The following is a 19,606-nucleotide window of genomic DNA, read 5'->3' on the forward strand; positions in this document are numbered from 1 at the left end:
AGCCCATGCCTCGGTAGTCAGGAACTCCGCTTCCTGTCCCGATGTGAGCTGCCCCGGCTTTGCGTGGGTCCACTTGGCCGTCCCAGCTGCATTCCAGCCGATACGTCCAAACGAAATCGCCCGATGATTGGGTGAGCCAGGGCCTTTTGCTAACTGTGTGGACCTAACCGCTGCAGACCCTCTTGGACGCTGCATCATCGGATCAAAGACTTCGGAGATCTTCGCCCAGTTCGACGCCAGCCAAGGCGCGCTTTCCGCATTGCGCGTGAGGATTACGAACACATCGTACTGACCAGCCCACCCGCCAGCGGATGGCGTCCCGTCATTGCCCGGCTGCGCTGGTTGCGCCGCCTGCGCGGGAGAAGGTGCTTCACGATTGCCCATGAGCTTGGAAAACCAAGACATCTAATAATTGCTTCCTGCCAAGGCTGATAGGCGCTCAAACAATACGGGGCACACCCGGCGCGCGATCACGTGGACCTTCACCGATGATCATGAGGTCGAGCAGAACTTCAAACTTGTCCGCGAGGGCGATATTTTCACGAGCACCGGTAACGTAAGGCGCTTGATTTCGGATGGCCTTTGCAGCGTTTCGGAGCGCGTCGAGGATTTGCTTGGATATGACGTGCTCCGACTTGAGCGCCTCCGCCTTTTGGCCAAGGTGATCATACAATGCGGCGAAGGACGGCAGGTCAAAGCTCTCAGAAGCGAGCAGCCGCATCGTCGAGGCTCTTGTCAGTTCTTCCAGAGCTAGATCGTAGTCATTTGCGGCCATGACCTAACTCTAGCCGCTGGCCGCCCAAGGGCCAATACGACTCCGGTGGCAGCATGACGGACCTCAGTGCTTCGCGCGCCTAACGGCGCACTCGGAAAACAAAGGGCGAAGCTGAACGGCCGGTGCGGAGGGCAGCGGTCGGGCTCTGCGCGGTTGGAGGGCTCCGCGCCCGCCCGCTCCCCTCACCTATCCCCTGGTGACATTTCTATCTGGCGCCCGGCGCGACATCTCTAACCGGCGTAGACAAATCATGCTTACAGAACCGTAAGTGGGATGATCGCCCTTGGCGATCTAAGATCGGGAATACACTACTCGCGACACGGCGAACCTTCTCTCGGGAGATAATTCGATGCTCAGTGTCTTGATGGCGGCATTGGCCGGCGCGTTCATGCCCGTTGAGCCGGACTGGCCGTCCATTCTGCGAAATGACGCCACGGCGTTCCACGACCTCATCGCCGCCAACCACCCTGGGCCGGCCGATCCGCTAAACCCGGGTTTCAGCGAACTGAATGACGCGGCCTTGCGACAAGCTCTCGAACGATCTGAAAAGGTGAAGGATTATGCCGGCTACGTCGGCGCCATGCGCGGCTATGTCGCGCGCTTCGACGACAGCCACTTGGCCTACTCCGTAACGGACGGGCCGTCGGTCGTCCTGGCATGGCCCGGCTTCCTGACAACCTATACCGCGTCGGGCCGCTACGTCGTGACGACCCGCCTGCCGGACTCGCCGCTCGAGACGGGCGATATGTTGGCTGAATGCGACGGCCGATCCGCGGACGCCCTTGCGGCCTCCGCACTGGGCGCCTTCACGGGACGTTGGATGCTGGAAGCGACGCGCAGCCGAACAGCGTGGCAGTTGTTCACCGACGACGGCAACCCCTTCGTTCAGCGTCCGGAAACATGCGTATTCGAGCGCAATGGAAGTGATGTCACGGTTTCGCTGACGTGGCGCGCGTTCACCGACGAGGCGTATGAGCTCTATGCGGCGCCGCTCGCTGATCCTCCGACGCCCGCTCTCGGATCTCGCGTGTTGGCCGATGGGACCCGCTGGTTCAGCTTCAGCAGTTTCGACGGCGCTCCGGACGGCTATGTCGCCCGGAGGATCGAGCCGATGGTCGCCGAGCTCGAACGCGATCATGCGGAGTTGGCCAAGGCGCCGCGCATCGTCCTGGACTTGAGGGGAAACGGCGGGGGCTCGTCCCTCTGGTCAAGGCGGATCGCCGGGGCGATCTGGGGCGATAAGGCGACGGCCGAGGCCGCGCCGACTTCAGACGGCGTCGACTGGCGCGTCTCGCCCGCCAATGTCGAGATGTTCCTTGGATTTCGGACGAAGTTCGCGGCCGCGCCGGCCCACATCCGGGAGTATGTGGAGAAGATGATCGCGGGCCTTTCGGAGGCCCATGAGCTCGGGCGACCGCTTTGGAGAGAGCCGAAGGGGCTTCTCGCCGAAGACGCTGAGACGCACATCGATAGCGGAGATCTGGCTCCCCTCGATACGCCTGTCTATGTCGTTACGGACACGAGCTGCGCCTCGGCCTGTCTGGATGCTGTCGACCTTTGGCGGGCGCTGGGCGCCGTCCAGGTCGGTCGAGAAACCGACGCGGACACATTCTACATGGACGCTCGGCGCGATGCGTTGCCCAGTGGTCTGGGGCAGGCCGTGGTCCCCATGAAGGTCTATCGCGGCCGGCCTCGCGGGTCCAACGCGCCATGGAGCCCGGTTCGCCGTTTTTCCGGCGACATTGACGATACTTCGGCGCTGGAGGATTGGATTATAGGTCTGGCTCCGCCAGCAGCCTCCAGCGGCTCAAGATAGCGAAAGCGTCCACCCGTCGAACGCCGGCTCCACGTGCGGCGGAAGTTTCGCCGCCAGATCCTTGTAGTCCAGATCGATGTGCAGGTTCGTCAGCACTGCGCGGCCCACCTGCGCACGCTCGATCCAGCCCAACGCGGTCTCCACATTGGCGTGAGTGGGATGCGGCGTCCAGCGTAGTGCGTCAACGATCCAGAGGTCGCAGCCTCGCACCGCTTCGAGCGCCGCTTCGTCCAGGCCGGACACGTCGCTGGAATAGGACACACCGCCCAACCGGTAGCCGACCGACCGGATCGGTCCGTGGGCTTGGTCGAAGGTCACGACCGGAATCGGGCCGCCAGCGCCCTCGATCGACCAGGGTTCGCCGTGACCCGGGATGTCGCACGCGTCGAGGATCGCCGGATAACCCTCTATACTTTCGAAGATATAAGGAAAACGCGATGTCAGGGCCGAACGAAACGTGAGACCCAGGGCCCGCCCGAGCTCACTCTGGTTGTAGCCCAGCTCGATCCGCTTCGATCTGACCCGTGCGCCGACATGGCGGTCGACCGGATGGGGGCCGTCTTCGTTCTGGGCGCGCGCCATGACTCTACTCGGTGGATATGATGACGTCGTATACAAGCGCCGTTCGACAGAGCTTTCGGCGGCGCCGCGGGACGTAGCAATAGAACGCTCGCATTTGGAGAAAAGTGGCGGCGATGCTCGCCTGACCGCGCCTTTCGATTGGGCAAGGTCGATGCCTTCAGCGCTACCGCTCAGTGCCGTTGGCCGCGCCAAACGGTGACGCCCCGATAGGTGACTTCGCCCGCGTCATTCGGCGTGAGCCCGGTCTCGTCGAGAAACCCCTGCCAAAGGCGGCCGCGGAGAATGACGGGCGTATCGTCTTCTCCATCCCTGCGATCCAACTCTCGATTGATCAGGGTCTTGGCCCGGGTCTCGCGATAGGTGTCGGCCGGCATCACCCGGCGTTCCAAGCGATCGATGGCGTCGATCAGCGCGGTCACGGGTTCGAGGGCCGCCGGCGTGATGGTGACGACTTCTTCGGCCGTGACGTCGCGGCCGTCGCTCGGCCAGGCGGCTGAGACCCTCACCATTGATCCCGCGGCGTGGATGTCGATACGGACATCCGGCACCGCCTCGGCGGCGTAGGCGCGGGCTTCATCGATGGCGAGGGCGACGGCGGGCTCAGACATGCGGCCAAGCTAACGGCCTCGGCCGCTAAACGGTAGAGATCGCCTCGGAATAATTTTCGAGTTCGCCGCGCCTGAGGCGCGCCAAATGCCGCCGTCTGCCGCCGCTCCCCGCCTTCCATCGCCTCGGCTACGCCGGAGTAGTAGCCCTAATGGCCAGTGGCGGGATGGCCGTTCGAATCGTCTCTCGTCGAGGCCGCTTCGCGCCCAATGCCAGTCATTCGGGATCGATTCCGGTGATCCCAAGACCTGTCGTTCGTCGAGGTCTGTCGTAAGACGGAATGACGAGCGCAGTCTGCACTTTTCTGATTCCAGCGAAGTGCTTTAGTCGCTTCCATCGGAACGGGGGACGAGCGGCGCAGTGCCCGGACTGACGAGTCGGTCGAAGGTGCCCACTGACCACGTCGAGGCAATCGAGAGACCAATGCCTTCGAGAAATCTAGCTTTTGGCAGGTCGGCCGCAGCGTTGACGGCGACGAGTTGGTGCCAGCCTTTTCGCTCCGCAATTTGTCGCAATTTCTCAATCAACGCTCTGCCAGCATGAGCCCACTCCTCATCACGGGAGACGCAAAAGTCATCGATCGTTACCGTTGGACCTCCTGGATTGAAGATCGGTGGAGCGGGCGTCGGTAGGGCGACCAGACATCCGACGAGCGACGTGCCTCTTTCGCACACTAGGGTCTTGGTTCTCGGATTTAATATCTGAAACCTGAAGTAGCAGCGTGTTCGAGCGAGGTGATCAGGACCCCGCCGCCAAAAGATGGGTTGGTAGCTTTCATATTTTGCACGCGTTCTGTCGACCAATGCCACGATGGCCTCGACATCAGCGAGCCTCGTGACGTGACCCCCGTTTCTCATCCAGCCATAACGAGAGTCCTTTGGTGATCTGAACTGGGGTTGGTGGGGTTGGCAAGAGGCCGGTCAGCGCAGCCTCCAACCAGCGCAGCGGACCGGCCGATCTTTCCGCTGAGCGCATCTGCGTAGGCCTGCGGCGTCAGCCAGCCGAGCTTCGAGTGCGGCCGGGTTTCGTTGTAGTCGCGCCGCCAGGTTTCGAGCACCGCACGGGCGTGCGGCAGGGATCGGAACAGCGTCTCGTTCAGCAGCTCGTCACGCAGACGGCCGTTGAAGCTCTCGTTGAAGCCGTTCTGCTGAGGCTTGCCCGGCGCGATGTAGTGCCAGCCCACACCGGCGTCGTCGGCCCAGGCCAGGATGGCGTTGGACGTGTATTCCGTGCCGTTGTCGCTGATGATCGTCTCGGGTCGCCCGCGTCGCAGGATGATGGCGTCCAACTCGCGCGCCACCCGTCGCCCTGACAGCGAGGTGTCGGCGACGAGCCCGAGGCACTCGCGGGTGCAGTTGTCGATCACCGTCAGGATGCGGAAGCGCCGCCCGTCCGTCATCTGGTCGGACACGAAGTCCAGCGACCAGCGCTGGTTTGCGACCAGAGGAATCTCCAGCGGCCGCCTTGTGCCCATCGCGCGTTTGCGCCCGCCGCGCCGACGCACCGTCAGCTTCTCCTCGCGGTAGATCCGCTGGACACGCTTCTTGTTGACCGCATGGCCCTCGCGCCGGAGCATCACGTGCAGACGTCGATAGCCGAACCGCCGACGCTCCTGGGCCAGGGCCTTCAGCCGATCGCGCAGGGCGCCGTCGTCCGGTCGCGTCGCCTGATAGCGCACGCTCGTCCGGTCCACGCCCAGCACCCGGCAGGCCCGCCGTTCGCTCATCCCGTAAGCCGACTGCAGGTGCGCCGCCGCCGCTCGATGCGCAGCGGGCGTCACCACTTTTTTCCCAGCAGATCCTTCAGCGCGACGTTGTCCAGCATCGAGTCCGCCAGCATCCGCTTCAGCTTGGCGTTCTCCTCTTCCAGCGCCTTCAGCCGCCGGGCCTCCGACACGTCCATGCCGCCATACTTGGCCTTCCATTTGTAGAAGGTCGGCGAGCTCAGCCCGTGCTTCCTGCACAGATCCGCCACCGGAACACCGGCCTCCTGCTCGCGCAGGATCCCGATGATCTGCTCTTCCGTAAACCGTGATCGCTTCATTCTGTCCGTCCTTTCGAGGGGCGGACTCTAGCTATTCGTGGAGGAGTTTCAGGGGGTCACGTCAGGCGCTTTGACCTCATAGAAAGCGGTCTTGCAACGCAAGACTATCTTATGGGTAACCGCTTCACGGTGGCGGATGCTTACCTCTTCACGGTCCTCGGTTGGATGAAGGGCTTCGGGATCGACCTCAGTCGCTGGCCGAAAATCGCAGCCTATATGCGGCGGATAGAAGTTCGCCCCTCGGTCGCGGCGGCGCTGGAAAGGGAAGCAGCAGTCCCGTCGGTCGCGTGAAACTTGCCCGGTTGTGCGGTATTAGAGGGCTATAGCGTAAACATAGTGCCCATCATCATCGGACGTGGCCCGGCAGGGCGTGTGGGACGCGAACTGCTCGAACAATGCTTCCTCTTAGCATCCTGCGACACCGAACGGCAGTCGTGAACGCAGCTTTTTGAGCGAGCAGGAACGGCTCCCCACGCCGAGCACCACACCCGCTTTTCTGCGCTGATCCTTGGTCAGATTGGCCGCTTGGCGCCATCAACCCGTAAAGGGTCGGCTATGCGAGCCGCCATGTCTGCCGCCCGCTCTGCCTCCGTGGCGTCTCCTGACGCCGGACAAGAAGAAAGGACCGTGACCAGAGAGAAGTTCGGTAACCGCTGTTCCACTCCATCACCGTGCCCGTGTCTCAACAAGTCCCACTCGGCGAGGCCTTGGCCTACATTGCCAAATACTGGGATGGTTTGAAGCTCTTCCTGACCGACGGCCGCATCGAGATCGACAACAACAGTGTTGAGCGGACCATCCGGCCGATAGCCCTCAATCGCAAGAATGGGCTCTTTGCCGGGCACGACACTGGTGCTGAGAACTGGGCGACCATCGCCTCGCTCATCGAGACGTGTAAGCTCAATTCGGTTGATCCGCAGACCTACCTGACCGCCACGCTCACCGCCATTGTCAACGGCCACAGGCAGAACCGGATTGATGAGCTTCTGCCGTGGAAGTATGCGGCAACGTAATTTGCGCCAACCCGAACGCTGTCCCCGACCCAACGTGGGCACTGGGCCGGGGACATTCTCAACTATCGAGGAGAGCCGTGCCGTAGGAATTGTCTACAGCGCATAACCAGGTGCCAGACGCGTCTCTACGAAACACATAGGTGGCACGTCGTACCGTCGACGTCGCACTGCCGGTTTCGTCGACGGCATCCAACCACGTTTCCATGATGACCAACGCTGTGTCTCCGCCCTCGATCACCTCCATCCGCCCTTGGCGGACTTTCAATTTACCTTGGAAATGAGCAGAGATTGCTTCGAACGCTTTCCTGATCTGGTCTTTGCCTTTGGCGTACATGCCTGCCTTGACCACTAAGGTGGCATCATCGATGTAAAATCGCATCAAGCCGTCGAAGTCTTTGGCCGATATGGAACGGTCTGCAGATTCGATAAGGGCTTTCAAGGGATGGTCGGACATTCTGGACTCCAAAATGGCCGCGAGCGGAAAAACAAAATCCGCCTCGCGGCGGGTTGCTTTGTCTGGAAACATGACGTGCTTAACCCACCACTCGATGAATGGTGATAATAATCACAGTGAAAGCGCGAACAAATTCCATGGTGCATCTTGATCACCAGCGTCAGCGACTGGCAAATGATCACGTCCAATTTTGAGCAAGCTAGTCAAGGTGACTGCGGCACACCGTTTACGAAGTTCGTCTCCATGAAGCATTTCACAGCTATGCGGCCCGGTCTTTCGTTCGGATCTGCAGCGACGACCTGACTTTCAACATTCGCGGCGCCGCCCGCATGGAGGCGCCGCATGGCTCTCGCTGCCTGCGCACTCACGCGGCCCCAACCTGTCCGAACGTGGCCGCCAGCTCTTCCAGTGCCGCCATGTCGTCGTCTGACAGGGCAATCCGGCAAGCGTCGGCGTTTTCTTCAAGGTGCGCGCGTGAGGACGTGCCGGGGATGGGGATCATCACCGGCGAGCGGCGCAACAGCCACGCGAGCGACACCAAAGCGGTTGTCGCGTTTTCGCGCGCTGCGATCGCCTTCAAGGTCTCCGCCTCGGCAATCTTGCCGATCTGCTGCGGATAAAAAGGGATGAATCCGATCGTGTAGCGCTCGCAGAGGGTGAGAACATCCTCGTGCTTGCGACTAGCGAGGTTGTATTCGTTCTGCACGGTGGCGATGTCGATGACGGTGCGGGCACGCTCGATCTGCTCGACGCTCACCGCCGACAACCCGACATGGCGGATCTTGCCCTCGTCCCGCAGCCGGGCCAGCACGCCCATCGTATCCTCGATGGGAATCTTCGGATCGACCCGGTGGAGTTGATAGAGGTCGATCCGCTCGACGCCCAGGTCGCGGAGGCTCCCTTCCACGCCTTGCCGCAGAAACGGCTCGCTGGCGTCCAGCTCGATGCCCCAATTCTCAAGAGTCGAAGGCCCGGTCTTCCTCATGCCGCCTTTGGTGCCGATCACGAGCCCTGCCGGATATGGGCGCAGGGTATCTCGAATCAGCCTCTCATTGTCTCCCGGCCCGTAGGAGCCGGCCGTATCGATGAAATTGATGCCCAGGTCGATCACGCCGCGCAGAACGTCTTGAGCGGCGGGGACGTTCTCGGGTGGCCCCCACACGCCTTTGCCCGTCAGCCGCATCGCGCCGAATCCGAACCTTCGGACGCGAAGTTCGCCACCGATATGGAATTCGCCAGCTTTATCCACTTTGGTCATTTCACAATCCATTGCGAACCGAATTGCGCTCCCATGCAGCAGAATCTTGATGGCGCGCCCGGGCGATCACACGCCTTCGACGATCAGCCCGCGATAAATGGCGCCGTTGAAGCGGTGCCTGGCAGCATCCTGGTACGCAGGACTTTCATACCAGGCCTTCGCTTCCTCCATCGTCGGAAACTCGGCGATCACGACGCCCTCGGGAGCCGCCCCCTCAAGCACGTCGTGGCGGCCATAGGCCGCAAGAACCTTGATAGCGTGCCCCTTCATCGTGGCGCGCATCTTCGCCCAATATTCCTCGAGCTCCGCTCGGTCCTGCGTGCTCTCGCGAATGAAGACGATATAGGCGGCCATATTCGGTTTCCTCGGTGTTGGCTCAGCGCGCCGCCTGCGATGCGGCGAAGCTGTCTTCGAGCATCTGGAAGCGTACCACCAGCCCGTCCGCGATGGTCAGGATGATCGCGAAATAGGTCTCGGCGACCTTCCCGCTCTGCTTGATCGTGGCGGACAGCTCGCCGAGGATCACCGCGCGCGTGTCGCTGACCAGGATGTCGTCCACCTGGAACGCATTGGACACCAGCATCTCGCGCTGGTCGCGAATGAAGTCGGCGAACGCCTGCCGCCCGACCTTCTTGCCGATCCACGGCAGAGCGGTCTCGTCGCCGGGAATCTCGAAGCTGATGTCCTCGCTTACCAGTGCGGCGACTTCGGCCGGCGGCGCGCCGGCGCCGATCTTCTCGAGGAGCTGCTGGGCGATGCCGAGATTCTGTTCGTTCATGTGCGTATTCCTTCGATGAAATGGATCGTGGCCGTCGGTGCTTAGACCGTGTCGACCAGCACGATTTCGGTATCGGCGAGCGCTTCGATGCGAAGCGTGGCTTCGTCCCGCACCGCTGCCCCGTCGCGGGCCTCGAGCGGAACGTCGTTGACGGTGATCCGGCCGCTCGTGGCGACCAGATAGGCCTTGCGTCCCGGCGCCATATCATAGGTCAGCGACTGACCCGCCGCCAGCGTCGCCCCGAGCGCGCGGGCGTCGGCGCGGATGACCAGCGCGTCGGCGTCCTCGATGAAGCCGCTGGCCAGCACCACGAAGCGGCCGGCGCGGTCGCTTTTGGGAAACGGCCGGGTGCCCCAGCGCGGCTCGCCGCCGTGCGCGCGGGGATGCAGCCATATCTGGAAAATCCTGGTCCGCTGGTCGGACGCGCCGACCTCGGCATGCTGGATTCCCGTGCCGGCGCTCATCACCTGCACGTCGCCGGCCTCGATCCGGCCTTCGTTGCCGAGGCTGTCGCGATGCGAGACATAGCCTTCGCGGACATAGGTGATGATCTCGACGTCGCGGTGCGGGTGCGGCGGGAAGCCGGTGCCCGGCGCCAGCTCGTCGTCGTTCCAGACATAGAGATTGCCCAGCGCCTTGTGCGCCGGATTGCCATGGGCGCCGATATGGAAGTGGTGCAGCGCCTTCAGCCAGCCATGGTCGCCGCCGCCGAGCTCGGATACCGGCCGGTGCTCGATCATGGCCGGCCTCCCACGTTCCTGCGGGCGTCGAGGCTGAAGGCGCCGGCGCCGAAATGCGCGATCTGGAGCAACCCGCCGGCGATCATGAGATTCTTCAAGAAATGGATCATCATGTTCTGGTCGGCGAAGTCGCGGTGGAAGAACACCGCCGTGGCGAGGCACCAGAGCGCCAGCGCGGCGGCGACGGCGCGGGCCCGCCAGCCCACGAGCAGCAGCAGGCCGAGGCCGATCTCCACGACGAGGGCGACGGCCCAGCCCAAGGGTGCGAGCGGAAGGCCGGCCGCCGTGATCATGGCGGTGATCCCGGCATAGGCCGGGATCTTGGTGAGGCCGCTCATGGCGAAGATGCCGCCGATCAGGATGCGGCCGATCGCTGGCAGGTACCGCGTGTTGTCGGTCATGACGCTCGATCCGGTCAGGCGACGACGAGTTGGGGGGCGTCGCGCTCTGCGGCCTCGATCGCCTGGCGCCGGTTCTCGGGGCTGATGTTGACGCCCTCGGCCCGCAGAAAGCGGATGTCGGTGATGCCGAAGAAGCCGAACACCGCGGAGAGATATTTCTCCTGGAAGTCGATCGCGGCGAGCGGCGTCCCGTCGCCATAATATCCGCCGCGCGAGGAGGCGACGATGACGGTCTTGCCGCCGGCCAGGCCGCGCGGACCCTGCTCGGTGTAGGTGAAGGTCTTGCCGGGGACGGCGAGCCGGTCGATCCAGGCCTTGAGCTGGCTTGGAATGCCGAAATTGTACATCGGCGCGCCGACGACCACCACGTCGGCGGACAGGAACTCCTCCATCACCTCGGCCGCGATCGCGAGCGCGTGGCGAACCTCGGGCGAGGGCTCGCTCGGGTCCATGCCCCGCATCGCCATGATCTCGCCGCCCAGATGCGCCAGGGGGGCGGCCGCCAGATCGCGCGTGACGACCTCGCCGTCGGGATGCTGCAGACGCCATTGCGCGACGACCGCCGCCGACAGGCGGCGCGAGGCCGAAGCGGCGCCGAGGATGCTCGAATTGATGTGGAGAAGCTTCATCCGGATGTCCTTTGCAGTCGCATCCCGTCGAACCGACCGGGCGGCGTTGTTGTGCTGCCCTTCGAAGTAAGCGCCGACGTCGGGGTCCAGAAGCCGTCGATCGAAGAACAGACTGTTCCACTAGCGGGCCAATCGGCTACGATTGGCCGGTCATATCCAACAATGATGCGTGTCACGGAGGCGACGAGCCGGTGCAGGACCTGAACGACATCCTGTTCTTCACCGCCGTGGTGGAGCACAATGGCTTCTCCGCCGCCGCGCGCGCTCTCAACCGTCCCAAGTCGAGCATCAGCCGTCACGTCGATCGACTGGAGGCGCGGCTTGGCGTCCGTCTTCTCGAACGATCCACCAGACGGGTGCGGCTGACCGAAGTCGGAGGTGAATATTACGCCCGCTGCCGCGCGGTGCTCGCCGATCTGGAAGGCGCGGATCGCGATGTCGCGCTGCACCGGTCCGACCCCGTCGGCATCGTCCGGGTCACCTGTCCGCCGGGCATCGCACGGCAGGCCATGGGGCGCATCATCCCCGGCTTCCTGGCGCGCTACCCCGAGGTCCGCGTCCAGCTCAAGGCGACCAACCAGGTGATCGACCTCATCCATGACAAGATCGACGTCGCGATCCGCGCGCGCAGCCAGTTGCGGGATGAATCGCTGACGATGCGCAAGCTCGGCATCAGCCGCCTGATCTTCGTCGCCAGCCCCTGCTTCGTCGTCGCCCACCCGATCCCGTCCGATCCGGCGGAGCTCGGCACGCTTCCGTTCCTCAGCTTCATGGAAGAGACCGAGCGGCCGAGCTGGACGATGCGGGGGCCGGAAGGCGTTTCGCGAACCATCGCGTTCGATCCGATCCTGTGGACCAGCGAGTTCGACGTATTGGTCGAGGCGGCGTGCGCGGGCACGGGCATCGCGCTGCTGCCGGCCGAGCTGGTGGAGCACCCGATCGCCGAGGCGCGCCTCGCCCGCGTGCTGCCCGATTGGCATTCCGAGGACGTGACGGTCCATCTCGTCTTCCCGACCGCGCGAGGGCTCAGGCCGGCGGTCAGGGTGTTCATCGATTATGTCGTTGCGAATTTTGGCCCATGCGCTGCGGGAAGCTGATGTCCCGGCCCTCAGGCGTCATGATTTTAGTATGCGACAAACCCGAAGCGATGTCTCAGGCTGTGGGTCGGATGGCACGGCGGCGTCTTCGCTTGAAGATGATCGGCGTTCACCTGTCTTCTAGAAGGGCTCGGTGTCCGCGCGTTTCGAAGTCGCCGCAGCGCGGTCCAGCTCTCTGGGGAGGTGAGCAACGCCAACCAAGCCGGATATCCCGACCAAGAGGCAGCTCTGGAAGGGTGTGCGCCTCCTCGGGTTCCTCGTGATCAGCTTGGGCCTAAGCTATGCCCTCGCGCGCTTGGTGATGTTCGCTTTCAGTCGGGGCGACTCTTCACGAGGTTCGGAACCCGCGACTGTTCCTCTCGCTTTTGCGCACTGGGAGACCATCATGGCGTGCGCGAGCAGCTACTCGAGCTGGCTCGGGGCTTTTGGCTGGACGGCGAGCCTCCTTCCGCGCGCATGTCGATGCGGAATGCGCGCTGGTCTTCGCGCCCGCGCGCGACCGGAACCGCTGGAAGGACCTTCAGTGTCGACGCCTTCCTGCATCAGCCGACCGAGGACATGGAGGTGCTGGGTTTCGAGGCTCGTGTGAAGCGCGGCGACGGATCGCCGTACCGCGCCCTGATCGGATCCGGATATGTGCGACGCGGGGGTGAGTGGAAGCTCATTATCCAAGCGCCGTCACTGGCGACCGCCGGTCCAAGGGCTTGCGGCGAACACCCGACTACCGGGCCACGTCGACGACATCGACGGCGCTTCCGCGGGTCTCCGCCGGAATGCGGGACTTCGGCTCGCCCGAGGCGCCGCGGATCAGTCGCTCGTAGATCGGAAGACTGGCGGCGCCCACCACGCCGGCAAGCGACCCCAGGCGAGACGCGACTACAGCGGGGCCTGGCAGGGGATCGCCCGGCGGGATGACGTCGACCTGGCTGATCACCTCGGCGAGACGATCGAGGAGCACAGGCGGTAGGCGGCCGGCGATGACGATCGCCTCCGGGTCGATAAAGCGGCCGAGGAGGGGCAGGACACGGCCGAGTTGCTCCCCTGCCCGGCCGAGCCAGACATCCAGAGCGCCAGAGGATTCCAGGTCGAGCGCGTCAAGCGCATCGAAATCGTCCGCCGCCAAGCCGGCCGCGCGCAGATGCGCTAGCAGATCCTCCCCGGAAGGGCGCGGCAGGCCGTAGGGAAAGAACAGGCCGATCGGCCCGGCGTTGCCGCGGGCGCCGCGGAAGGGCCGACCGTCGATGATCAGCCCGCCCCCGACGCCGTGGCCGATATGGATCAGCATGAAGGCGCTTAGTCCGCGGCCGATTCCAATGATGCGCTCACCGATCGCCGAGGTCCGGCCGTCGTTCTCGACGAACACGGGCCAAGGTGACGCTGACTGGAAAATCTCCCCCAGGTCCTGGTCGTTCAGGTGGGGAAACGCGGGGTGGGCCAAGAGCCGACGTCCGCCCTCCCGGAAGTCGCCCGGGACGGCGAAACCGAGGCCGAGCATCCGATCGGCGGGAACCCGATGGCGGCGGACCAAGTCGCGGACGCCCGCGACGGCGGTGTCGGCGATCGTCTGCGGGCGCGGCTCGCCCAGCGCTGTCTTACGAACGCCCAGCAGGCGGCCGCTCAGGTCCATGACCCCGACCTCCATGTAGCTGTGCGAGAAGTTGACGCCTCCGGCGAAGCCGCCTGCGGGATCGACCGCCAGCGGCCGGGACGGCTGTCCCCTCTGGCCCTTGCGCGCCGGCAACTCGTGGACCAGGCCATGGTGGAGCAGGACCTTGCAGATCTGGGTGATCGCCGGGGGCGTCAGGCCGGCGTCGATGGCCAACTCCGCGCGAGACGAGGCGCCACGCCGCCAGAGGGCCTCGAAGACCCGACGATCGCTCGCCGACAAACTGGTGATCCGTTGCATCGAGGTCCGGGTCCTCCTAGGCCGCAGGAGCTAAAGGTGGCCTCAGGGCCGGTCAATGAGGGATTAAGTTTTTTCACTTAACATAAAACTGTAGCATGCGGCAGGTAGGAGGCCTCTCGAACCTAGGGGGACCCCATGCACCGCTACCGCCTCATTCAAACGAGCTCGCTAGCCGCCCTCGCGGCCGGCGCCAGCCTCGGCCTGGCCGCGCCAGCCGCCGCGCAATCCGGCCCTTCGACGCCTTCGCAAGAGTCGACCGCGCTCGACGACGTCGTAGTCACGGGCTTCCGAGCCCAGGCCGCCGCGGCGATCGAAGCCAAGCGCGACGTTCCGCAAATCTCGGATTCGGTCGCGGCCGACGAGATCGCCCGCCTGCCGGACTTCAATCTCGCCGAGGCCCTGAGCCGTGTCCCCGGCGTCTCGACCGTGCAGGACAACGGCGAGGACCGCTTCGTCGCTATCCGCGGCATGAACGGCGAATACAACTATTCCACCATCGACGGTTTCGCCCTGCCCAGCACTGACGAAGCCACCCGCAAGCTGTTGCTCGATATCGTGCCCTCGACTGTCGTCAGGCGGGTCGATGTGGTGAAGAGCTTCACCGCCGATCTGGACGGCCAGGCGATCGGCGGCCGCATCGACCTCGTCACCCGCAGCGCCTTCGACCGCAACGGCGACGGCTTCTTCGCCGGCAACGCCTCCATCGGTTACTGGGAGAACGACCACCAGGGCCCGGATCGGGTGAAGCCCTCGGCCAACCTCAGCGCCGCCTATTCGACGCGCTTCGGTCCGCAGGATCAGTTCGGCTTCGTGACCTCGGGGACCTACTGGCGCAGCGACCGCTACACCGTCTCCCCGACCGTTTCGGGCAACCGCTACGATTTCTATGACGCCAGCGGCAAGCTGCTCGACAGCCCGCTCGATCCGGCCAGCAACGGCATGGCGGTCCCGCAGTCCAATCCGATCTTCCTCTATCACAACGTCCGGGAGCGCCTCGGCGGCACCGCCAGACTCGAGTACAAGCCGAACGACGACCTCTACGCCTTCCTGCAAGGCTACTATTTCCAACGGACCGACACCGAACGGCGCGACGAGACGCGCGTGCAGCGCACCTCGCGGACCGCGGCTCCGACCGAGCAGACCCCCACTTCGGGATTGATCTCCTCGGGCGTGCGCGCCGAGGCCGGGACCCTGGAGCAGGAATACGACGACCAGCTGCGCGGCGTGCAACTCGGCGTCGACTGGCGGCCGGCGGACGGACAGAAGGTATCGGTCCGCGGCGGCCTTGCCCGCGGCAGCCTCGACAACCCCCTGTTCGGCTCGCGCTTCCAATCGGCCTCGACGGCGAGCCTGGCCTATCGATACGACATGTCCGGCGGCTTCCCGGTCTTCACCTTCGTCAACCCCGCCTACTACCTGAACCCGGCGAACTACCCGTCCGCCTATGTCAGCCGCGAGACCTTCATCACCACCCAGGAGGACTTGGCGGAGTTCGCCGTCGACTACGACAGCAACGCCGACAACCGCGATGGATTCGGCTTCCAGGCCGGCTTCAAGGCGCGTCAGCTGAAGCGCGAACACGACGAAGACTATGTCGAATACCGGCCGGTCAGCGGCGCGCGCTTCCGCCTGTCCGACGTCCTGCTCGACCACGCCTATACGCCACCCGGCTACACCGTACCGCAATGGTTCATCGATCTGGACAAGTCCCGCGCCTATCTGGCCGAACACCCCGAGCAGTTCAGCCTGTGGTCCGGCGGCGCCGCCAACTCGACGAACTCGGACTATCGGATCGAGGAGACGGTCCTGGCCGGCTACGCCCTGGCCACCTACCGCACCGACCGCCTCACCCTGAACGGCGGGATCCGGGTTGAACAGACCCGGACCGAGAGCGAGAACCTCGGCGTCGTCGAGGACGTGGCGGTCAACAAGGGCGACTATGTCGACGTCCTGCCCCGCGCTCAGCTGACCTATGATTTCGACCCGCAGCTGCGCCTGCGCGCCGCCTATAGCCGCTCGGTCGGCCGACCCAATTTCGACGACCTGAGGCCCAGCACCCAGACCCGGGAGGACGCCGGCGTCATCAGCATCAGCGGCGGTAATCCGGAGCTGAAGCCGCGCGTCGCCGACAACTACGATCTCACCCTGGAATACTATCTCCCCGAGCGTCGCGGCATGCTGGCCGTCGGCGTCTTCCACAAGAACATCCAAGACGAGATCTTCAGCCAGTCGACGCTCGAAACGGTCAACATCGACGGCGTCGACATGACCCTGCTGCGCAGCATCCCCATGAACGCGCGGTCGGCAAGCCTGACCGGCCTCGAGTTCGGCGCCATCCTGCCGTCCCTGGACTTCCTGGGCGGTCCGATGCGCCACTTCGGCCTTACCGCCAACTTCGCCCTGATCGACAGCGACGCCAGCGTCCCCAATGTCGAGACCGCAAGCGTCCGCAAATACTATCCGGGCGACAGCCGCGCGGTGTACGGCCTGTTCGAACAGCCCCGCGCGGTCGGCAACGTCTCGCTGACCTTCAACCTCGGGCGTTTCGACAGCCGGCTGGCCTACAACTACCGCGGCCGCCGCGTCACCGAGGTCAACACCACGCCCTGGTTCGACCGACTGTTCGACGCCCAGGAGACCTGGGACCTGCAGGCGCGCTACGACGTCACTGACGCGGTTCAGATTACGGCCCAAGTGAAGAATTTGACCGACAGCTACGCCAAGGAGGTCAACGCCTATGAAGACCTCTACTATACGCGCCGGGAAGCTGGCCGGTCGTTCTGGCTCGGGGTGTCGTTCCGCCTATGACGGGGTTTCGCCTGAGCAAGCGCGCCTTGCTGCGCCTGGCGGTCGCTTCGGCGGCCGCCGGAACGGCGGATGCGGCCTTGGCGCGGATCGCGTCGGCGGCCGATGAGGCCGACGTCCCCGGACGGCCGCTTCTCCCCTGGCGGCCGGGGGAGCTGCTCATCCACCACATCAGCACCGGGCGGGGCAACGCGGCCTATATCGTGGCGCCCGACGCCACCACCCTGCTGCTGGACGCCGGTGAGATCGCCGAGGCGACCGCGGACCGATTCCGGCCGCTCAAGCTGGCCCCGGCCCGCCCGGACGCCAGCCGCAGCGCCGGGGCCTGGATCGTCCGCTACATCGAGAGCGCGGCGCCGACCGGCGCGCGGTCGATCGACTATGCGGTGATCTCGCACTTCCACGGGGATCACTTCGGCGACGTGAAGGCCGCGCGCGAGCGTTCGGCCGCCGGCGATATCGCGCTTACTGGCATCACCGAGGTCGGCGAGCGACTGCCGATCCGCCTGCTGCTCGATCGCGCCTACCCGGACTACGCCAGCCTGACCGCGGCCGGCGCCGCGGTCGATCCGACATTGGCCAACTACGCCCGCTTCGTTTCAGCGCGTGCGGCGGCGGGGCTGATGACCGCCCAGCTTCGGCCGGACGCCGCGGACCAGATCCGGCTGCTCAACCAGCCTCGGCGCTATCCGACGTTCGCGGTCGATGTCGTCAAGGCCGGCGCAGAGCTGGCGGACGGGAACGGCCGCACCCGCGATCTGCGGGTCGAGGCCGGGACGCCCGTCCTCCCCGAGAACGCGCTGAGCGCCGCCCTCACCCTGACCTACGGGCGCTTCCGCTATTTCGCCGGCGGCGACAACACGGGCGTCAACGAACCGGCCGGCCGCCTCACCGATGTCGAGACCCCGATGGCCGCGGCTGTCGGCCCGGTCGACGTGATGAGTCTCAACCACCACGGCGGCCGCGACGCCAACAATCCCGCCTTCCTGTCAGCGCTCAACCCGCAGATCGTCGTCGAGCAGAGCTATATGTCCGATCAGCCCGGCCAGGAGCTGGTGCGCCGGCTGGTGGAGATGCGCCGGGCGGGAACCCTGCGCGACGCCTTCGCGACCAGCACCCTGGCCGAGACCGAGGTCTATATCGGACCGCCGCTCGCGCGCGCCTTCACCAGCCTGAACGGCCATGTGGTGGTGCGCGTCGCGTCCGGGGGCGACGGCTTCCGGATCCTGGTCCTCGATGACACGGCGCCGGGCCTGACGGTGCGCTCCGTCCACGGGCCCTACCTCTCCGGCCGGGAGATCTCGGCGTCATGACCTTGAAGGAGGAAGCGCGACTGGCCGCCTATTCCGGGGGCAATTTCGCCAAGAACCTCCTGTGGGCCACGGCGGACGTGACCCTCCTCTATGTCCTGACCGATCTGATCGGCCTGTCGCCGTCCTGGGCCGGTCTGATCTTCCTCGCCGGCATCTTCAGCGACGCCCTGTTCGACCTGCTGATCGCGGCGGCGGCCGACCGGACGCGCACACGGTTTGGCCAATACGGGCCCTACATCCTCATCGGCGCGCCCGTCTGCGCGGCGGCCTTCGTTCTGGTCTACGGCCTGCCGAGTTGGGGGGTGAGCGACCCGGCGCTGATCCTGATCTGCGTCCTCGTCTTCCGCATCGCCTACGCCGCGGTGGACCTGCCGCACACCGCCATGGTCGGTAAGGTCGCCGCCGACAGCCGGGCCCGGGGCCGGGTGTCCGGCTACCGCTTCTTCTTCAGCAGCGCCGCGAGCCTGGCGCTGGCGCTCGCCCTCCCCCGCGTCCTGACGCCCGGGGCCCAGCGCAACGACGACATCTTGGCGCTGGCCCTCGGCGCGGCCGCGATCTCGACGGCCACGCTCTGGGTCGCATGGCTTTCCGTGAGGCGCCGGGACCAGCCCGCGCCGCCGTCCGACGGGCAGTCCGTCTGGGCCCAGGGTCGGGCGGCGCTCGCCGCGCCCAGCCTGCCGCCCTTGGCGGCGATCGCCTTCATCACGGGCCTGTCCTTCCCGTTGTTCAGCAAGGGACTGGTCTACTTCACCACCTACGTGCTGGACGCGCCCCAGGCCGCCAGCTCCACGCTGCTGGCCCTCATCGTCGGACAATTCTTCGGCGTTGGCCTTTGGACCTGGCTGTCGAACGCCTCAGAGAAGGCCGACGCCCTTTCGGCCGCTCACGCCGTCGCCTTTCTCGGCTTCCTGGCGATGGCGGTTCTTCCGATCGGCGCGGCCGGGCTGATCGCTTGCGCCGTGGTCGTCGGGATCGGGCTGAGCGGCGTCTATATGCTGATCTGGGGGATGGCCCCCGACGTCGTCGATCACGCCGAGCTTCGCACCGGAATCCGCGCAGAGGCCACGTTGGTGGCCATCATCATCTTCGTAATGAAGACCGGGATCGGAATTGGCGCGGCCGCCATGGGGCTCGCCCTGCAGGCGACAAACTACGTCCCCGGCCAGGTCCAGGACGCTGAGACCCGGATCCTGATCACGTTCCTGACGATCGGCGGGCCCGCAGCCGGGGCCTTGACCTGCGCTGTTCTCGCCCGACGCCATCCGATCAGCCACGCCAGACACAGCGCAATTCTGCGCCGCTTGGCCCGGCGACGCGGGTCGTCAGGCGATCCGTTGGAACCAGACATCGTCCCCAACCAATCGACACCACCTGAATCGCATTCCTGAGG

19 protein-coding genes and 1 pseudogene are annotated in these 19,606 nt (G+C 65.1%); 7 read left to right on the forward strand and 13 right to left on the reverse strand.

Annotation, left to right across the window (positions count from 1 at the left end; genetic code table 11):
- Window positions 1-439: 439 nt before the first annotated feature.
- Window positions 440-775: a hypothetical protein gene (locus ACETK8_RS20295; RefSeq protein WP_374036059.1), complete on the reverse strand. Its 336-nt coding sequence runs from the start codon at window positions 773-775 to the stop codon at window positions 440-442.
- 349 nt (window positions 776-1,124) lie between these two features.
- On the opposite strand from ACETK8_RS20295, the gene ACETK8_RS20300 reads away from it, so the two are divergent.
- Entirely contained in the window at window positions 1,125-2,591 is a 1,467-nt protein-coding gene (locus tag ACETK8_RS20300) for a peptidase S41 (RefSeq protein WP_374039457.1), read from the forward strand.
- Here the strand turns inward: ACETK8_RS20300 and ACETK8_RS20305 are convergent.
- From ACETK8_RS20305 to ACETK8_RS20320, 4 genes are all read right to left on the reverse strand, one after another.
- Window positions 2,583-3,173: an MBL fold metallo-hydrolase gene (locus ACETK8_RS20305; RefSeq protein ID WP_374039458.1), complete on the reverse strand. Its 591-nt coding sequence runs from the start codon at window positions 3,171-3,173 to the stop codon at window positions 2,583-2,585. The genes ACETK8_RS20300 and ACETK8_RS20305 overlap by 9 nt on opposite strands.
- A gap of 170 nt (window positions 3,174-3,343) precedes the next feature.
- On the reverse strand, window positions 3,344-3,781 hold the full coding sequence (locus tag ACETK8_RS20310; protein WP_374039459.1) for a hypothetical protein: 438 nt from the start codon (window positions 3,779-3,781) through the stop codon (window positions 3,344-3,346).
- Between the two features lie 321 nt (window positions 3,782-4,102).
- A complete protein-coding gene (locus ACETK8_RS20315; RefSeq protein ID WP_374039460.1) occupies window positions 4,103-4,636 on the reverse strand; it encodes a GNAT family N-acetyltransferase in 534 nt (177 codons plus the stop codon).
- Window positions 4,633-5,822, reverse strand: a protein-coding gene (locus ACETK8_RS20320; protein ID WP_249341170.1) for an IS3 family transposase whose coding sequence is annotated in 2 segments (ribosomal slippage) — window positions 4,633-5,570 and window positions 5,570-5,822 — 1,191 coding nt in all. Because the reading frame shifts where the segments join, the coding sequence is not laid out codon by codon here. The genes ACETK8_RS20315 and ACETK8_RS20320 overlap by 4 nt, the downstream gene beginning before the upstream one ends.
- Window positions 5,823-5,933: 111 nt before the next feature.
- On the opposite strand from ACETK8_RS20320, the gene ACETK8_RS20325 reads away from it, so the two are divergent.
- Complete coding sequence (locus tag ACETK8_RS20325) at window positions 5,934-6,113, forward strand: glutathione S-transferase C-terminal domain-containing protein (RefSeq protein WP_374039461.1); 180 nt, start codon at window positions 5,934-5,936, stop codon at window positions 6,111-6,113.
- A gap of 373 nt (window positions 6,114-6,486) precedes the next feature.
- Window positions 6,487-6,835, forward strand: a pseudogene (locus ACETK8_RS20330) (IS66 family transposase); the annotation flags it as partial.
- Window positions 6,836-6,893: 58 nt separating this feature from the next.
- Here the strand turns inward: ACETK8_RS20330 and ACETK8_RS20335 are convergent.
- The 7 genes from ACETK8_RS20335 to ACETK8_RS20365 form a co-directional block, all read right to left on the reverse strand.
- Complete coding sequence (locus ACETK8_RS20335) at window positions 6,894-7,289, reverse strand: YybH family protein (RefSeq protein ID WP_374039462.1); 396 nt, start codon at window positions 7,287-7,289, stop codon at window positions 6,894-6,896.
- A gap of 364 nt (window positions 7,290-7,653) precedes the next feature.
- Window positions 7,654-8,547, reverse strand: a complete 894-nt coding sequence (locus tag ACETK8_RS20340) for an aldo/keto reductase (protein WP_374039463.1) — start codon at window positions 8,545-8,547, stop codon at window positions 7,654-7,656.
- A gap of 66 nt (window positions 8,548-8,613) precedes the next feature.
- The gene (locus tag ACETK8_RS20345) at window positions 8,614-8,901 is read right to left on the reverse strand and encodes a DUF1330 domain-containing protein (RefSeq protein ID WP_374039464.1); all 288 of its coding nucleotides are present in this window, start codon (window positions 8,899-8,901) and stop codon (window positions 8,614-8,616) included.
- 22 nt (window positions 8,902-8,923) lie between these two features.
- Window positions 8,924-9,325 (reverse strand): nuclear transport factor 2 family protein, encoded by a 402-nt coding sequence (locus ACETK8_RS20350; protein WP_374039465.1) that lies wholly within the window; start codon window positions 9,323-9,325, stop codon window positions 8,924-8,926.
- Window positions 9,326-9,366: 41 nt separating this feature from the next.
- Entirely contained in the window at window positions 9,367-10,065 is a 699-nt protein-coding gene (locus ACETK8_RS20355) for a pirin family protein (RefSeq protein WP_374039466.1), read from the reverse strand.
- Window positions 10,062-10,466 carry a DoxX family protein gene (locus ACETK8_RS20360; protein ID WP_374039467.1) on the reverse strand — a complete coding sequence of 135 codons (405 nt, stop codon included), beginning with the start codon at window positions 10,464-10,466 and terminating at the stop codon, window positions 10,062-10,064. The genes ACETK8_RS20355 and ACETK8_RS20360 overlap by 4 nt, the downstream gene beginning before the upstream one ends.
- 14 nt (window positions 10,467-10,480) lie before the next feature.
- Window positions 10,481-11,095, reverse strand: coding sequence for an FMN-dependent NADH-azoreductase (locus tag ACETK8_RS20365; RefSeq protein ID WP_374039468.1), 615 nt, complete (start codon window positions 11,093-11,095; stop codon window positions 10,481-10,483).
- Between the two features lie 191 nt (window positions 11,096-11,286).
- Here ACETK8_RS20365 and ACETK8_RS20370 point away from each other — a divergent pair, with 191 nt between their 5' ends.
- The gene (locus ACETK8_RS20370; protein WP_374039469.1) at window positions 11,287-12,192 is read left to right on the forward strand and encodes a LysR substrate-binding domain-containing protein; all 906 of its coding nucleotides are present in this window, start codon (window positions 11,287-11,289) and stop codon (window positions 12,190-12,192) included.
- 721 nt (window positions 12,193-12,913) lie between these two features.
- Here the strand turns inward: ACETK8_RS20370 and ACETK8_RS20375 are convergent.
- On the reverse strand, window positions 12,914-14,014 hold the full coding sequence (locus tag ACETK8_RS20375; RefSeq protein WP_374039470.1) for an ROK family protein: 1,101 nt from the start codon (window positions 14,012-14,014) through the stop codon (window positions 12,914-12,916).
- A gap of 219 nt (window positions 14,015-14,233) precedes the next feature.
- Between ACETK8_RS20375 and ACETK8_RS20380 the strand changes: the two genes are divergently transcribed.
- From ACETK8_RS20380 to ACETK8_RS20390, 3 genes are read left to right on the forward strand one after another with little or no spacing between them, the layout of a single operon-like run.
- A complete protein-coding gene (locus ACETK8_RS20380; protein WP_374039471.1) occupies window positions 14,234-16,906 on the forward strand; it encodes a TonB-dependent receptor in 2,673 nt (890 codons plus the stop codon).
- Window positions 16,903-18,216, forward strand: a complete 1,314-nt coding sequence (locus ACETK8_RS20385; protein ID WP_374039472.1) for a ComEC/Rec2 family competence protein — start codon at window positions 16,903-16,905, stop codon at window positions 18,214-18,216. The genes ACETK8_RS20380 and ACETK8_RS20385 overlap by 4 nt, the downstream gene beginning before the upstream one ends.
- The gene (locus ACETK8_RS20390) at window positions 18,213-19,604 is read left to right on the forward strand and encodes an MFS transporter (RefSeq protein ID WP_374039473.1); all 1,392 of its coding nucleotides are present in this window, start codon (window positions 18,213-18,215) and stop codon (window positions 19,602-19,604) included. Before ACETK8_RS20385 ends, ACETK8_RS20390 begins: the two co-directional genes overlap by 4 nt.
- Window positions 19,605-19,606 lie beyond the last annotated feature (2 nt).

It is taken from the genome of Brevundimonas staleyi (assembly GCF_041893865.1).
Taxonomy (GTDB): domain Bacteria; phylum Pseudomonadota; class Alphaproteobacteria; order Caulobacterales; family Caulobacteraceae; genus Brevundimonas; species Brevundimonas staleyi.